Annotated in this window: 12 protein-coding genes and 2 pseudogenes; 13 read left to right on the top strand and 1 reads right to left on the bottom strand. The window is 51.1% G+C overall.

Annotation, left to right across the window (positions count from 1 at the left end; all coding sequences use genetic code 11):
• Window positions 1-311 precede the first annotated feature (311 nt).
• From CXB77_RS07435 to dsbD, 11 genes are all read left to right on the top strand, one after another.
• Window positions 312-890: a TerD family protein gene (locus tag CXB77_RS07435; RefSeq protein WP_105073499.1), complete on the top strand. Its 579-nt coding sequence runs from the start codon at window positions 312-314 to the stop codon at window positions 888-890.
• A 17-nt stretch (window positions 891-907) separates the two neighbouring features.
• The gene (locus tag CXB77_RS07440) at window positions 908-1,606 is read left to right on the top strand and encodes a TIGR00266 family protein (protein WP_105073383.1); all 699 of its coding nucleotides are present in this window, start codon (window positions 908-910) and stop codon (window positions 1,604-1,606) included.
• A 27-nt stretch (window positions 1,607-1,633) separates the two neighbouring features.
• A complete protein-coding gene (locus CXB77_RS07445) occupies window positions 1,634-2,227 on the top strand; it encodes a TerD family protein (RefSeq protein WP_105073384.1) in 594 nt (197 codons plus the stop codon).
• An 87-nt stretch (window positions 2,228-2,314) separates the two neighbouring features.
• Window positions 2,315-3,340, top strand: a complete 1,026-nt coding sequence (locus CXB77_RS07450) for a hypothetical protein (protein WP_146108754.1) — start codon at window positions 2,315-2,317, stop codon at window positions 3,338-3,340.
• Window positions 3,341-3,425: 85 nt separating this feature from the next.
• Window positions 3,426-3,968, top strand: a complete 543-nt coding sequence (locus tag CXB77_RS19660; RefSeq protein ID WP_172452585.1) for a hypothetical protein — start codon at window positions 3,426-3,428, stop codon at window positions 3,966-3,968.
• Window positions 3,969-3,981: 13 nt separating this feature from the next.
• Window positions 3,982-4,848 (top strand): gamma-glutamylcyclotransferase, encoded by an 867-nt coding sequence (locus CXB77_RS07455; protein ID WP_172452586.1) that lies wholly within the window; start codon window positions 3,982-3,984, stop codon window positions 4,846-4,848.
• A 96-nt stretch (window positions 4,849-4,944) separates the two neighbouring features.
• Complete coding sequence (locus CXB77_RS07460) at window positions 4,945-5,367, top strand: FxsA family protein (protein ID WP_105073387.1); 423 nt, start codon at window positions 4,945-4,947, stop codon at window positions 5,365-5,367.
• A 163-nt stretch (window positions 5,368-5,530) separates the two neighbouring features.
• A complete protein-coding gene (locus CXB77_RS07465) occupies window positions 5,531-6,763 on the top strand; it encodes a hypothetical protein (protein ID WP_146108755.1) in 1,233 nt (410 codons plus the stop codon).
• A complete protein-coding gene (locus tag CXB77_RS07470; RefSeq protein ID WP_105073389.1) occupies window positions 6,760-7,359 on the top strand; it encodes a hypothetical protein in 600 nt (199 codons plus the stop codon). Before CXB77_RS07465 ends, CXB77_RS07470 begins: the two co-directional genes overlap by 4 nt.
• 55 nt (window positions 7,360-7,414) lie before the next feature.
• Window positions 7,415-8,515 (top strand): EAL domain-containing protein, encoded by a 1,101-nt coding sequence (locus tag CXB77_RS07475; RefSeq protein ID WP_172452587.1) that lies wholly within the window; start codon window positions 7,415-7,417, stop codon window positions 8,513-8,515.
• Between the two features lie 79 nt (window positions 8,516-8,594).
• Window positions 8,595-10,844, top strand: coding sequence for a protein-disulfide reductase DsbD (dsbD, locus tag CXB77_RS07480; protein WP_105073391.1), 2,250 nt, complete (start codon window positions 8,595-8,597; stop codon window positions 10,842-10,844).
• 35 nt (window positions 10,845-10,879) lie between these two features.
• Here the strand turns inward: dsbD and CXB77_RS23685 are convergent.
• A pseudogene (locus CXB77_RS23685) lies at window positions 10,880-13,697 on the bottom strand (valine--tRNA ligase).
• Window positions 13,698-13,841: 144 nt separating this feature from the next.
• Between CXB77_RS23685 and pgi the strand changes: the two are divergent.
• Together pgi and CXB77_RS07495 are read left to right on the top strand one after the other, a co-directional pair.
• Window positions 13,842-15,479, top strand: a pseudogene (gene pgi / locus CXB77_RS07490) (glucose-6-phosphate isomerase).
• A gap of 5 nt (window positions 15,480-15,484) precedes the next feature.
• Window positions 15,485-16,867, top strand: coding sequence for a DUF2491 family protein (locus CXB77_RS07495; RefSeq protein WP_105073392.1), 1,383 nt, complete (start codon window positions 15,485-15,487; stop codon window positions 16,865-16,867).
• Window positions 16,868-16,892: the final 25 nt, after the last annotated feature.

The raw sequence follows: 16,892 nt of genomic DNA on the forward strand, positions 1-16,892 counted from the left end.
TATTCGAATGTTTAAATGATATTTCAGTTTGATGTCACCGATTATATGTGATGACATTGTCATAATAAAATGGTATATGATTCGCTGTTACTGACTGGCAACAGGAGTGATTTTCTAGCAATTGTGTAATTCATAATTTTTAAGCCGGTATTGAAATTGATGCGCAGTGCCACAAAATCTGCAGTGCTTTACACGTTTCAGCGTTACCTTTAAAGTTAAGAGGAACTAAAAATAGTTCCTTAGTCATTAAATAACTTGCGTTATCCTTGCATTTATACGCATGTGTGCGCAAATTTTTAGGAGCAAAATGTATGGCGATTAGTTTACAGAAAGGTGGTAACGTCAGTTTAACCAAAACTGACCCGGGTTTAATCAATGCACTCATCGGTTTAGGTTGGGATGCGCGTTCCACTGACGGCGCAGCATTTGACCTTGATGCTAGTGTGTTTCTTGTCGGCGATAGTGGCAAGGTGCTGTCAGATGCGCATTTTGTATTTTACAACCAGAAAACTTCACCTGATAGCGCAGTAATTCATTCCGGTGATAACCTCACTGGTGAGGGCGGTGGTGATGATGAAACCGTGTCAATTAATTTGCCGGGTGTAGAAGCAGCTATTCAGCGTGTGGTGTTTGCTGTCACCATTCACGATGCAGAAACCCGTAATCAGAATTTCGGTATGGTACGCAATGCATTCATGCGGGTATTGAATAAAGACAGCAATACCGAATTGGCGCGATTCGATTTATCAGAAGACTATTCTACTGAAACCGCGATGATTTTCGGTGAAGTTTATCGTAATGGTGCTGAATGGAAGTTCAAGGCAGTTGGTCAGGGGTTTGCCGGTGGTTTGAATGCACTGGCGAAGGATCACGGCGTTAATCTCGGCTAATACGGAGCCAGTGCATCATGCCCATCTTCACTGTCACTGGCGAAATCGATCCTTTTTTACATGTTCATCTGCGCAAAAATGAGCGGATTTTCTGCGAATCAGGCGCGATGGTGATGATGGAGATGGGTTTACATGTTAAAGGGAAGATGCGCGGTGGTTTAGGTCGTGCGTTGTTACGGCGTATGGCGAATGAAGAATCTTTTTTTCAACAAGAAATTGAAGCAGTCAATAGTGATGGCGATTGTTTATTATCGCCAGCATTGCCTGGCTCCATTCAAATACTTGACGTTGATTCAAACTGTGCTTATACGCTTTCAGATGGTAGTTTTGTTGCTGCAGAATCGACCGTTGAATTGCATTCTCGTTTAAATTCACTAGGCGGGAGTTTATTCGGCGGCACTGGCGGTTTTATCATTATGGAAGCTCGCGGACGCGGCAAATTAGCGGTTTCTGGTTTTGGCTCACTTTTTGTGCTTGATGTTACACCAGGGCAGGATGTTGTTATTGATAATAATCACGCCGTTGCATGGTCATCCAATTTGCACTACGAAATTGGAATGCCGCAAAGTGGCGGCGGGTTTTTAAGTGGCTTAGTTAATTCCGTCACCTCCGGTGAAGGTTTAGTCATCCGCTTCAGCGGGCAGGGCAAAGTAGTTATTTGCTCGCGCAATCGCGCTCTATTTCAAACGCAAACTGCATCAAGCAGTTCCAGTTAATTCACACCACACAGAGGCATTTTAATCATGGCGATTAGTCTTCAGAAAGGTCAGAAAATTTCGCTAGAGAAAGAAGCTGGCGCAGGTTTAACCAGAATTATTATGGGTTTAGGCTGGGATGCCGCCAAAGGCAAAAGTGGCGTTCTTGGCAAGTTATTCGGTGGCGGCGGTGATGACAGTATTGATTTAGATGCGTCCTGCTTGTTATTCGATAATGGTGGTAATCTGATTGATGTTGTCTGGTTCCGGCAATTGCGCAGTCAAGATGGAAGTATTCAGCATTCCGGCGACAATCGTACTGGTGATGGCGATGGTGACGATGAACAGATTCAGGTTAATCTTGCTGCAATACCCGCGACTGTAAAAAACCTTGTATTCACTGTGAATAACTTTACTGGTCAGGATTTCTCTAAAGTTGAGAATGCGTATTGTCGCATTATCAATGGCGCAAATAATAGCGAAATTGCCCGTTATGATTTGAGCTGTCAAGGTGGTCACACGGCAATGGTTATGGCGAAAGTTTATCGGCATAACAATGAGTGGAAAATGCACGCTATTGGCGATATTGGTCATGGGCGTACCGCTGGCGATTTATTGCCACAAATTACGCCACTGCTGTAATTGTATATCAATAATCCCGCCTTAACCGGCGGGTATTGTTGTGATGTATTTGGAATCTAATCGTTAATTAACTTGCAGCTTTTAGCTATGTCTGAGATAGCAAAAACCACTCAATGTTCTATCAACGCAGTGTCACAAAAACTAAAACAAGGATTGGATAAAAAATTGCAAAGTGGCGGGCAACAAGACGCAATTAAATTATTAGAAGAAGCCTATCAGTGTGCACGACCACCATCTCAACTCCCACCACCTTGGCCACAAATTACAGCGTACCGACTTGCACATTTACTCATGCGTTCTGGTTGCAAAACAGATTGGCATAAAATTGATTGCTTATTAGAAGAAGCGAGCAGTGGCAACAGTATTTTAGGCGCGATGCCTTTAATTTATCGTTTGGTGTCATTGCAGAAATGTCATGCGCCACCCGAAAAATTAGAGGATGTTTATGAATCCGCAGTGAAAAAACTAAATCAGCAGTTACCTGTATTGGATAAGCCGAAACGCGATGAAGGGCATCTTATCCAATTGAATGCCGTGAATCTGTTGGAAATGGCAGCGTATTTCATTGGGTTAAAATACAAAACACTGGAAGGACAAATTGAGTTAGGAAACGACTTTTTTGCAAATTTAGGCGTGGGGAAATCGGCTTGGTTTGTGCTGGATAGTCAACAAGAAGGATCATCAATTGCCTATCCTGAATCTATGGCTCGCCAAATTTTTACGGAGCAGCGAGGAACTGGTAATTGTTTAGCAATTGAATACAACGGTGATGCTTATTTACCAGATCGTTATATTAAAAACGCATTTACAGAGCAACAGATATGTGATTGGTATTTGCGCTTGAAGAATGTTTCACTACAATCAAGACGCGATAAAAACAAGAGGTGTATTGTTGATCCAGAACGTACTGAAGAGGCGGAGCGCATGAGCAAAAAACGCTTTCGAGATTGTCTTATTAAAAAACTTGGTTTAGCTGTAGATCAAGTAAACTTTGATGCTTGGTGGAAAAATGACGGTTCCAGTAATACTGTAAAATCACCAATTGATAAGCCAGTTATCATGCTCATTAATCCAATGGTTTTTAAAAAATCTCCTTTGTCGCCGATTGAGTAAGCGATTTACATTGCCTGTTACGGTAATGTCACGCTGGCGTCGTTAGTCTATCTCTCGGTTTCAACCACAACACCGAGAGGAACACATGGCAACTTTCACTGCTTATTTATTAGTCGGTCACGGTCATCCCAATGATGACGGCATCATCCCAATTGCGGAGCTTGCATTGTCGGAAAACAGCCGACCCGCTTGGACGCTGCGCCCCCGCCACGAAGCATTCCAACAACCCAATTCGCCTATTCCAAAGCAGCGTATTTGGATTCCCAGTCATGCAGAACACATTCTCGAAGACGGTTTGTTAATGCTGGCGTTGTATGTTTGGCGCGATAATAAATTGCGTCATTTAGCGCGTGAACTGTTTGATCTCCAAGAACATCATCTCAATTTGAGCGCACTTGATGCCAAGCGTATTGCCGACCTGCGTCAATTGGCTCGCGCTGAAGAATTGCCGGGCAAATTGGCATTATTCGTATTACGTGATTCTTCTCTGCTCAATCAATTGGAAAAGTTGGAGGCGTGGTCAATTCAAGCGGAAGTTTGCACTCCTCGCTGGTGGCGCATCCAAAATCAATGGGATGCAACACCGCGTATTGGCGGCAATCTCGCAGTCAATCACAATGAATGTTAATGGAGATGATGAAATGACGACAGACACGCTTTATTTTGCTTACGGCTCCAATTTGAACAGCAACGATTGGCAATCGTTTTGTCAAAATTACGGTTTTCCAACTGATGTGTTGGAGCCTGTTTCACCCGCTTGGTTGCCAGATTACCGCCCGATTTATCACTATTATTCAGGCACTCGCCAAGGCGGTGCACTCGATGTGATTCATTCATTAGGGCAGATCACGCCGGGCATGTTATTTCGAGTTCATGGAGATGCTTGGGCGGCACTTGATGCTAAAGAAGGTGCGCCAAATTATTACGAGCAGCGCGATGTCACTGTATTGAATATCGCTGGCGAAACAATTCCCGCAGTCACCTATTGCGTCGTTCCTGAAAAACGCCAGAATGAATTCGTGCAACCTACTGATGATTATATGCAAATTGTGAATACTGGTTTGCTGGCGTGGAATTTGCCGACAACTGTGCATACGCAGGCAGCACATGATGAATCGCTGACTTTTTCTGTGCAGCACGTATTCGCTTATGGCTTATTGCAAGCTGAATATGATTTAGGTCAATCATTGACTGGTATTGCGCAGCGCCAGCCGGCTCGTATTCATGGACAGATTTTTGATTTAGGCAGTTATCCGGGCTGGCAACCCAGCACTGGAATCAATGATTGGGTGCATGGTGAATTGTTAACGCTGCATCAACCAAATGCGAGTTTGCAACGTATTGATCAAATTGAAGGTTGCAGCGATTATTCTGAAGATGCGTTATATCATCGCGTATTGGTCACTGCGACCACTGATAGCGGTGAAAAAGTGTTAGCGTGGTGTTATCGTTACGCTCACGCGATTGAAGGTCAACCGATTGAAGAAGGGTGCTGGCGCGTTTCATAAAGCCTCATTGCCAGCAACCTGAAGTTATCGGTTGCTGGCGCTTTTCTTCAGCAGCAAATTGGGCTATCTACATTCAATAAAGGAGTCACTATTGAAATGCCGTTGTTTCTATTGTTATTGATCGGATTGCCATTGCTTGAATTATATTTGTTAATCCGTGCCAGCGCTGTTATCGGGGTATTTTCAACGATTGGTTTAGCGATTGTTACTGCACTGCTTGGCACGGTGTTAATGCGTCATCAAGGATTGAGTGTGCTGCGACGAGTGCAAATGGCATTAAATCGTGGTGAATTGCCAGCGCAAGAATTGCTGGATGGAGCATTGCTATTGATTGCGGGATGTTTTTTATTACTGCCGGGCTTTATCACCGATGGCGTAGGATTGTTGCTGTTAACTCCGCCGTTGCGCTACTGGTTTATCAAGCGTATGGGTTCTAAATTGTCGATGATGCGCCAGCCGAACGCGCCACAAAAACCGTCTGCACAGATCATCGAAGGTGAATGGCGACGCGATGAATAGGTTGGTCTAATCCGTTATGATTTAACTTTCTCGTGTGAGACCCACGACCTTGAAACGCCAGCCCCGATTTACAGTACCCATTCTTTTTCGCCTTCCCATAAGCCGCATATATCGTGCTGGGCTATGGTTTGGACTGTTGGCGCTATTGAGCGGTTGCGGCAGTATGCCATCACCGTCTGTAGCAACTCGTGACGGTTTTATCCAGCAACCACCGCCACGCAGTGTACAAATGTTGAGCGACAGCGGCGGGTATAATGTTGGTAGCGGATCGCGTCTTTACAGCCAAGAACCCTTGCAACTGCGTAAAGAGGTCGGCGATGCTTGTGCCCACACTCAGAGCACCAAAAACCCGCATTTTTTGCGCAACTTAGTTGCAGATTTGTATTTTTCTGGAGTTGATCCCGCAGCTGGAACCGAGGCGCTTTTACTCGCTAATTGCGGCGCGTTAGCGGACATTCTTAACGAAATGGTGGCGCGAGGCGGCGAAACCAGCGTAATACCCATTGTTGACCGCGCTCAAGCAATTCACGGTCCCGGAGCGATTCGTGTCATCAACGCTGCGGCGCAGGCAGGATTGGCACACGTTGCCGGAATGCAAGCCGATGACAGCACCGTCGCCGCAACCAAGCTGCCTGCCTATGGCATGGTGTATTTTCCATCAGCGGGCGAATTCTCTAAAGTTGATACCGCCATCGCGCTTAACCGTCTGTATGAAGACGCAATTCCCGGTTACGGCCTCTATACTTTCGTCGTTTTTGGGCGCGGAATGAGCGATGGCGCATCCAATGCCCGTTCACGAGAACTGCTGCGAGTGATTGAAACCTATGTCACCGTCGATAAGAGTCATGCTGACCCGCATCCAGAAACACCAGCATTTTTAATTCCAATTCATCCAGAAAATGTTGGCAAGCCATTGATTAACCAAGTTGCATTTGATCTTTCTGAATACATGCGCCAGTATCTTGGCGCATCGCTGCGGCGCAGCGGTCAAACGCGATTAGCGAGCAGTTTGGAACAAAATGCGGGACCTTTTTTAGTCTCATCGCTGGAACCACGTATTGCATCTGATGATCCTAATGCGCCCCGTTTAATTACAGATTTATCGCGCATTGGCGTTGAATATCTTTATGGCGTGATTGATGCCTATGACCGCCCAATCCCGCTTAATCCCAGCGATCAGCAGCAGAGTTTAATTGCTATTCGTGACCGTTTACAGGCACTGCCGATTAAACCACTTTTTAATACAGAATTGACCCGCAAAACCAAAAGTGCTTGGGTGTATTTGCTCGGGCAATTAGCGCGAGCGGTCGATTCCGAAACACATCAGCGCGTATTTAATCTGACGCCATCAGATATCGCTCTTGATCCGCAACAGGAGGCCATCAGCGCCATATGAATATCATTCCCGACAGCTTGAGCAGTTTTATTCGGTTTTTAATTGGTATCCTATTATTGCAGGGCGTTACCGTATTACTGGTGTATACCGCGCTGCAAACCGATTGGCATGTCACTTGGCTGCTATTCACGCTGCTCGGTATAGCAATTGGAGTGTTGGTGGCGCTATGGTTTAACACCATTATTTATGCACATCGCAGCCGCGCTGTATCCAAATTGAGTGAACGGTTTTCAAAAGAACGTGAAAAAATCCGTGTTAAAGCCGAGCAGCAGCGGGCAAAAGATGGTCGTGACAATGAACGGCTTGCGGCGAAAGCGCGTTCATCCAGCGGGATTAGTTTAAAAACTGGCGTAATGGTTGGCGGCACAATTGGATTAGGAATTACCATGATGGTGGCGCAATTCATGACGCTGGGTTTGATTACTTTGACCGCCGCAGGTGGCGCAGCGCTGGGTTATAGCGTGCGGGTGCGCCAAGAAAAGATGATACAAAATAAACGTTTGGCAACAGAATCGCGTGATTTTCAAGCAATTGAAGTTGATTCGGCAACGCAGTTATTGCCGCGTCGCGCCAGTAAAGACCGCAATCCCAGTTAGTACTTGTGTTTAATCGACTCATATATCGATGCCCTATTCTCAAGGAATAACGCACATGGCTAAATCTTGGTTTCTTAAAGGTGCACCGGTCGATGGCAATACTGTATTGATTCCGATGCACAGTTTTCCCGCGACAGTCGGGCGCAGCACCCAATGCGCTGTGACCATTGATTCGAATGGTGTTTCACGATTTCATGCTCAATTTGATATGAGTGCGCAGGGTGAATTACTGCTCACTGATTTGGGCAGCACGAATGGAACTTATCGCAATCGTGAGCGCATCACTGCACCGACATCAATTATTGAAGGTGACATTCTGCATTTCGGTTCTGCTGAGTTTCGAGTGAATCAAACTGAAATTGGCAATTCGCAATTTCAGAGTAAAGCGTGCAGTGAGCAAACCTGCTTTTTTGATATTGCCCAACACAGCCTGCCGGAAAACTTTCTATTACAAGAAAGCGATTTTATTGAAATGCTGAGTAGTGGATTACTCAAAGTTGCATGGCAGCCAATTGTTGATTTTCACACGCTCGATGTTTTGGCTTATGAAGTGCTCGGACGCGGTGCTCATCTCGCGTTGCCGCAATCGCCAATGCAATTATTTCAATTGGCGGAAAAAATCAATAAAGAAGTGGCGCTGTCGCAAGCCTTCCGCGTGTGCGGCGCGAAAGCTGCGGCGCGGCGTGGTGAACCGGTGCGACTGTTTATGAACAGTCATCCGCAAGAAATGTTTTTAGAATCTTTTTTTACTTCGGTAGAACAAATTTGCCTGCTCGCGCCGCAGATGGAGCTGGTGATGGAAATTCACGAAACGGCAGTTGTGGAAGGCAACCGTTTGAAAATAGTGGTCGATCGGCTGCGTTCTAACGGCGTGTTAATGGCGTATGACGACTTTGGCGCGGGGCAAGCGCGGTTGCAGGAAATTGCCGAAATTCCCGCTGACATCGTGAAATTTGACATGGCGCTGATTCGTGACATTCATCGCGCCCCGCCGAAAAAACAACAGATGATCGAACAATTGGTCAAGATCGTGACCGATCTCGGTTCGCAAACGCTGGCTGAAGGCGTTGAAACTGAAGAAGAAGCAGTCGTTTGTCGGCAAATGGGCTTTCAACTCTGTCAAGGTTATCTCACTGGCAAACCCGAACTCGTTTAACCAACGATGGTGGTCGCAACTGCGCGGCCATCGCCTCCATGCAGCCCATTGATTCCTCAGCGTTAACCGGATTTTCACCATGATTTTCAAACTCCCATTGCGCCTCCGCCATTTGTGCGGATTGAGCATCTTATTGACCTTCGTCATCGCTGCGCCCAGCGCCGCGCAAAACGAATTTTTACCGCCCGATCAAGCCTTTCAGCTTTCCGCGCAGGCGATTAGTGCCGAGCAGGTGCAAGTCAATTGGCGCATTGCTGATGGCTATTATCTCTATCGAGACAAATTTCAATTTCAATCGCCACTGCCCAGCGCCAGCATTGGTGCGCCAGCATTTCCGCCAGCAGAAATCAAACAAGATCAATCGTTTGGAGAAATGGCGGTTTATCACCACGACGGCTCGCTGCAATTGCCAATCGCTTACGCCACTGCTGCGCCCGAAGCGTTGACTCTGGAAGTGACCACGCAAGGCTGCGCCGATGCAGGGTTTTGTTATCCACCGCAACATCACACGTTGCGGGTGCAATTGCCGCCATCTTCTGCATCTCACGCCGACAGTGACCATGCCCGCACTTTGCCGCAATCGCTCAATTTCGGCGTTGATGACGAACTGTTGCCGGTTACTGAGGCCTTTCGCCTATTTGCGGAAGTGATTGCGCCGGATCGCGTGTTATTGCGCTGGGACATCGCGCCCAACACCTTTTTGTATCGGCAAACGCTTGATCTTAAATTGGAAAACAGCGGCGAGACGGCTTTGGGTCGCGTGGAGCGTCCAGCGGGAACGATGAAAGCTGACGCAGAATTGCCGGACGGCACGATTGGCGAAACCGAGGTTTATCACGACCGACTGGAATTCAGCGTTCCGCTGCTGCGCGGATCGACCGCCGCAACCACTGCAACGCTGGTGGTTCGTTATCAAGGCTGCGCCGAAATCGGCGTTTGTTATCCGCCGCAAACCCAACGTGTGACGTTAGAGCTGCCTGCCGCTGCCGTACTCGCGCCAGCGCCAATCACCACGACTCCGCAAGAAGATCAGGATCACATCGCGGCCGTTCTCGCCGAAGGCAGTTTGTGGGCAATCGTGGCGATCTTTTTTGGTTTTGGGTTGCTACTGGCATTCACGCCCTGCGTCTTTCCAATGATTCCGATTTTGTCCGGCATCATCGTCGGTCAAGGCGCGGCGCTCACCACGCGCAAAGCATTTTTGCTCTCGCTGGTGTATGTGCTGACGATGGCGCTGACCTACACGCTGGTCGGTATTCTCGCCGGTTTGTTCGGCGCAAATTTGCAGGCAACCTTTCAAAATCCTTGGATTCTCAGCATCTTTGCCTTGATTTTCGTGCTGCTGGCGCTGTCGATGTTTGGCTTTTACGACCTGCAACTGCCGTCGCGCCTTCAATCCAAACTGGCGACCATCAGCAACCACCAGCAAAGCGGAACGCTGCTCGGCGTGGCGATCATGGGACTGTTATCGGCGTTGATCGTCGGGCCGTGCATTGCGCCGCCGCTGTTTGGCGCGTTGATTTACATCAGTCAAACCGGCGATGCCGTGCTGGGCGGGTTGGCATTATTGGCGCTGAGTTTGGGCATGGGTGCGCCATTGCTCGTGATCGGCACTTCAGCGGGACGACTGCTGCCTCGCGCTGGCGCATGGATGGAAGCGATTAAAGCAGTGTTTGGCGTGGCGCTGCTCGGCGTCGCCATTACCTTGCTAGAGCGGATTGTGCCGGTGACGCTGGCGCTGGTGCTGTGGGGAATGTTGTTGATTTGCACCGCAATTTATCTCGGCGCATTGGCGCAGCCGCCTGCCGGAGCGAGTGGCTGGCGCACGCTGTGGAAAGGCGTCGGCATCGTGTTGTTGATTTACGGCGCATTGATGTTGATCGGTGCAGCGGCGGGTGGCACGAATACGTTGCAACCGTTGCGCGGATTATTTGCGCACACGGGCAACGCCGATGCGCCAGCCTTGTCTTTTCAGCGGGTTAAAACGAGCGCCGATCTGGAACGGGCGCTGGCGGCAGCGAAGGCAGCGGGCAAGCCGGTGATGCTGGATTTTTATGCGGATTGGTGCGTGTCGTGCAAAGAATTGGAACGCGATACTTTTAGTGACCCAGCGGTGATTGCGGCGTTACGCGATGTTGTGCGCTTGCAGGCCGATGTCACGGCAAACGACGCAGCGGATCAGGCGCTGATGCAGGATCAATTCGGTATTTTCGGGCCGCCCGCGCTTTTTTTCTTTGATGCGACGGGCAAAGAATTGGCGGAAATGCGCGTGATTGGATTTATTCCCGCCACAGAATTATTAGTGAATCTGCGACGGCTGGCGCATTGAATTTTTTTCATCAATTGCCAGCCATGCTGCCGCAGTTATAACGCCGCAATCTTTTCCCGCTGCGCCAGCAAATTCGCAATCGCTGCCGCATTCTCCGCTAACCGTTCGCGTTCTTTTGCGACCACCGCTGCGGGCGCTTTATCCACAAAACTGGCATTCGCCAATTTCTGCTCAATCCGCGCATTATCATCCGTCAAACGCGCCAGTTCTTTATCCAGCCGTTTTAATTCCGCGTCCTTATCAATTAAACCCGCCATTGGAATCAACAATTTCATCGCGCCCACCAGCGCCATTGCTGCTTCTGGCGCGTCTACTTCATCCGCCAAGACGGTGATTGATTCAGTGCGAGCGAGAAAATCTAAATACGGACGCGCTGTTTTTAACCACAGTTGATCCTGTTCTGACGCATTCGCAACCAATAGCGGCAGCGGTTTACCGGGCGGAATATTCATTTCGCCTTTAATGCGGCGAATACCCAAAATGCACTGTTTTACCCAGTCGATTTCGCGCACTGCTGGTAAATCGTCCGCGCCAGCATCAGCGAGCGGAAATGGCGCAAGCATAATTGTGTCGCCGTCCACACCCGCCAGCGGTTTGACTTTCTGCCAAATCTCTTCGGTGATAAACGGCATGATCGGATGCGCCAGCCGCAGCAATGTTTCCAGCGTCGTGATCAGCGTGTGGCGCGTTCCGCGTTTGGCAGCGGCGCTGGCGTGATCGCCAGTTAAAACCGGTTTGGATAATTCCAAATACCAATCGCAGAAATCATTCCAAGTAAATTCATAAATCGCTTGCGCAGCTAAATCAAACCGATACACATCAATTGCGCTGGTGACAGCGATAACGGTCGCATTTAATCGGGCGCGAATCCAACGGTCAGCAGCAGATAATTCGAGCAATTCACTTCCCAATCCACAATCCTGCTCTTCGGTGTTCATTAAGACATAGCGCGAAGCATTCCATAATTTATTGCAGAAATTGCGATAACCTTCGGTACGCGCTAAATCAAATTTAATATCACGTCCGGTTGTCGCCAGCGCCGCAAAAGTAAACCGCAGCGCGTCAGTGCCAAATGCGGGAATGCCAGCAGGAAAATCTTGGCGCGTCGCTTTGGCAATCTTGGCGGCAAGATGCGGCTGCATCATTCCTTTCGTGCGCTTTTCTACCAGCGCCTCTAAATCAATCCCGTCAATCAAATCAATTGGATCAAGTACATTGCCTTTTGATTTCGACATTTTATCGCCATGTGCATCGCGGACGAGACCGTGAATGTAAATCTCGCGGAACGGCACTGCGTCCATAAATTTCAAGCCCATCATCAACATCCGCGCTACCCAAAAAAAGATGATGTCAAAACCCGTCACCAGCACCGAAGTTGGATAAAACATTGCCAGCCGCTCGGTCGATTCCGGCCAGCCCAGCGTGCTAAATGGCCACAGCGCCGAGCTAAACCAGGTATCCAGCACATCTTCATCCTGCGCCAGCGCGATCTCCGCGCCCAAACCGTGTTGATCGCGCACTTCCTGCTCCGAGCGCCCGACGTAAACATTGCCCTCCGCGTCGTACCACGCCGGAATCCGATGTCCCCACCAGATTTGCCGACTGATGCACCAATCTTGAATGTTGCGCATCCACTCAAAATAGGTGTTTTTCCAGTTATCGGGCACAAAACGCACATCGCCATTTTCGACCGCTTTGATCGCTGGCGCGGCAAGCGGAGCCACGCGCACATACCATTGATCGGTGAGATACGGCTCAATCACGCGCCCGAACGGTCGCCGCGTGGCTGTTGCAAGCGATGGTCTTTGACGCTGCCAGCAATCCCGCCGCGTCCAAATCGGCAACGATCCGCTTCCGCGCTTCATACCGATCCAAACCGAGATACGCAGCGGGCAGCAATTGCCCTTCGTCCGGTTCATTGGCGCGAATGCTGGCGCTGGGCGTGAAAATGTTGATCAAGCCGCCGTGCGGTTGGTCAGCAATCGCAGTCTCGTCGCGGTGGCGCAGCCAGACTGATGGTCATTGAAATCGTGCGCGGGCGTGATCTTGACGCAGCCGGTGCCGAAGGTCGGATCAGCGTGTTCATCGGCGATGATCGGAATGCGTCGCCCGGTCAGCGGCAGATGGACGAATTCGCCGATCAAATGGCGATACCGCTCATCTTCAGGATTGACCGCGACGGCGCAGTCACCGAGCAGCGTTTCCGGGCGCGTGGTCGAAACGACGAGATCGCCGGTGCCGTTGGTCAGCGGATAGCGCATTTCCCACAGATGCCCGCTTTCTTCTCCGATAACACTTCGAGATCGGAAACGCGGTGTGCAGCACCGGGTCCCAATTGACCAACCGCTTGCCGCGATAAATCAAGCCTTCTTCAAACAGCCGCACGAACACCTCGCGCACGCGGCCGACAGCCCGTCATCCATCGTGAAGCGTTCATGTTCCCAATCAAGCGACGCGCCCATCCGCCGGAGCTGGCGCGTGATCGTGCCGCCGGATTCGGCTTTCCACTCCCACACGCGCTTGATGAACTGCTCGCGCCCGAAATCGTGACGGGTTTGACCTCGGCGTTAATCAGGCGCTCAACCACCATCTGCGTGGCAATTCCGCGTGATCGGTGCCGGCTTGCCACAGCGTCGGCTCGCCACGCATCCGGTGATAACGAATCAGCGCGTCCATGATCGTGTCTTGAAAGGCATGACCCATGTGCAGGCTGCCGGTCACATTCGGCGGCGGAATCATCACGCAATAAGGCGCAGCTCGGTTGACGCGGACGGCGGCGCAAATCGCCCCGCGCTTCCCAGAATTGATACCAGCGGTTTCGATGGCTTGCGGGTTGTACTGTTTCTCTAACATGGAATTTTTGGCTCGTGATCGCGTGGGGCGAAAAACGGCAAAGTATAACGGCAACATTCCCGCGCACCTTGCCGCAACACCCTTTGCCTCTTATGCGCCTTTGCGTTCAAATGGCGTTTTCACCATTGCAGGACACTCCGCACCATGTCGCTCGTGAACCAGACCCCTCAATGGCTGGCGCTCCAACGCCATTGGGACGAATTGCGCACCGCCCGCATCACCGATTTATTCGCTGCCGATTCCAAACGCGCCAGCGCCATGCGCCTCACGGTGGCGGGGCTTTATCTTGATTATTCTAAAAATCTCGTCACACCAGAGACGTTGAAACTGCTGCTCGCGCTGGCGGAAGCCGTTGATTTGCGCGGGTGGACGCAGCGCATGTTTGACGGCGAACCATCAACAACACCGAACATCGCGCCGTGTTGCATATCGCGCTGCGCAATCGCAGCAATCGCCCGATTTTGGTCAACGGCACGGATGTGATGCCGCTGATTAACGCCGTGCTGGCGCGAATGGAGCAGTTTGTGGATCGGGTGCGCACCGGCGATTGGCGCGGACACACTGGGCGGCGCATCACCGACATCGTCAACATCGGCATCGGCGGCTAATCTCGGCCCCAAAATGGTCTGCGCGGCGCTGGCGCCTTATCAACGCGATGATTTACGGTGCATTTCGTTCCAACGTCGACGGAACGCATTTGGTCGAAACGCTGGCGCGGCTCAATCCTGAAACCACGCTGTTTATCGTCGCCTCCAAAACCTTCACCACGCAGGAAACGATGACCAACGCCACCAGCGCCCGCACTTGGTTGCTGGCGGCGCTGGCGAGCAAACGGCAGTGGCGCGACATTTTGTTGCCGTATCCACCAATGCCGAGCGGGTGACGGCGTTCGGATTGACACCGCCAACATGTTTGGATTCTGGGATTGGGTCGGCGGGCGCTATTCGCTGTGGTCAGCAATTGGGCTGCCAATTGCGTTAGCCATTGGTTTTGATCGATTTGTGGAGCTGCTCGAAGGCGCTCACGCGATGGATGAGCATTTCCGCACTGCGCTCGCAGAAAATATGCCCGCACTGCTGGGTTTGATTGGTGTGGTACGTCAATTTTGCCGAAGCGCAACACGCAGTGCTGCCGTATGACCAATCGCTGCGTTATCTCGCCGCTTATTTGCAGCAGGGCGATATGGAGAGTAACGGCAAGCGCGTGACGCGTGACGGCGTCGCGGTCGAATACAGCACTGGTCCGGTGGTGTGGGGCGAGCCGGGCACGGATGGACAACATGCGTTTTATCAGTTAATTCATCAGGGTACGCAACTGATTCCGGCGGATTTCATCGGCGCGGTACACAGCCACAACGAACTCGGCGACCATCATTCAAAATTCATGGCCAACTTTTTCGCGCAAACTGAGGCGCTGATGCGCGGGCGCACTGAAGCCGAGGCGCTGGCGGAATTGCGAGCGAGTGGAATGCCGGAAGAAGAGGCGCTGGCGCTCGCACCACATCGCACTTTTCCGGGCAATCGTCCAACCAATTCCATTCTGATGGAGCGCTTGACGCCGCGCACGCTCGGCGCATTGATTGCGTTATACGAGCATCGCATTTTTACGCAGGGCATCATTTGGGGTGTTAATTCATTTGATCAGTGGGGCGTGGAATTGGGTAAGCAATTAGCCAGCGTGATTTTGGATGAAATTCAATCTGGGAAAATCACTGCAAATCACGACCAGTCAACGCGCACCTTATTGGATTATTTCATTCAAGGGCGCAAACGGAGTAAATAGCACCGATGCACGTCATCAGTCGCAGTTTATTCATTGCGCTAGTGCTGGCGCTGGTATTGCCTGTCGAGACCTGGGCGCGGTCAAAAAGCGGTGGTTATTCGCGCCCTTCATCGGGTAGGAGCCATTCGGTTTCCGCGCCGCGCACTCCGTCCACCAGCAGCGGTGGTTACAGCCGACCAGCAGCGTCCTCAGCATTTGGGTTCGGAAGTCGCACCGCGCCAGCCAGCAGTACGGATCGAACGTTAACGCGCCAAACGGCGAAGGAGGCACTGACTGCATTTCGCGCCAGCAGTGCGGCTGCGGCTGCGGCTGCCGTGACCGCTGCAGCGTCATCTCGTCCGTCAACTGCCGCGCCGACGTCGATCAATTTTCCTCGGCGACCATCTACTGCGGATTATGGGCGCGGGCATCAACGCGGATTTTTCGACCGCATTGATCTCGATTTGGGTGACGTGGTTCAAGCGGTCGTGCCGCTGCTTGCCAATCGCCAATCGCCCACTGTTGTGGTTGTGAATACGCCAGCCGTCGCGCCAATTCCTGCGCCAGCGCCGCCACTCGCAACGCCATCGCCGACAGTTTCTGCACCAATTGCCGCACTTCCGTCAACAAAAACCGCTGTTGCAGCAACGGGTTGGAGTGCAGTGGGCTGGACATTGCTGGCGCTGGTGGTGATTGGCGGCGTGACCTTTTTCATCTGGCGACATTCACGACACCGCGCCAGCAACAATGCGCATCAGGAGAATTCCAGCATGTTTGGTTTATCGTCCCGTCAACCTTATCGCCCCAAATGGTTTCGTGTCGGCATGACGCTGCCGGTTGATCCGTCGCTGTTCATTCTCGCCGCGCCCTATTCGGCGATCACCGCGCCGGAAGCCGCAACTGCCAGCGGTTTGTTGTCGGTGGAGCAGATTGGCACGGTAGAAAGCACCGGATTGCGGTGGTATCGGCTGTATGTCGCTGGCGGACGCGGCTTTTTTCAACTGCATCTGGACGCTGCTGGGCAGCCGGATGAATGCCGTTATTTCTCGCTGCTCGATGAGGTCGCGCCAGCGGATGGCGAAGAATGGGCGCTGTGGCTCGATGACCACGAAGGCATGATCGGTTGGCCGACCTTTGCCACCAAAGAAGGTCAACATTATCAACGGCATTGGTCGGCGGGAACGACACGCCTCTCCCCGCGCCAACTCACGGAAACACTGGAAACCGCTGGCGCTCCGATCGCGCCGCGTCACGAGCACGCGATGCTGTATGCCCGTCCAACCGGAGCGGTTGCGCCCGCACCTGTCACTGAATATCTATTGGTTAGTGCAGTGGAGCAGGATGCAGCAGCGTGGATTGCGCTGTGGATTGGAATTGATATTCCAATTGCGGCGCTGCAACTGAGTTGATGAACACAATTTGTTGGAGTGATTG

Origin of the sequence: Chromatium okenii (genome assembly GCF_002958735.1) — a bacterium.
Classification (GTDB): Bacteria; Pseudomonadota; Gammaproteobacteria; order Chromatiales; family Chromatiaceae; genus Chromatium; species Chromatium okenii_A.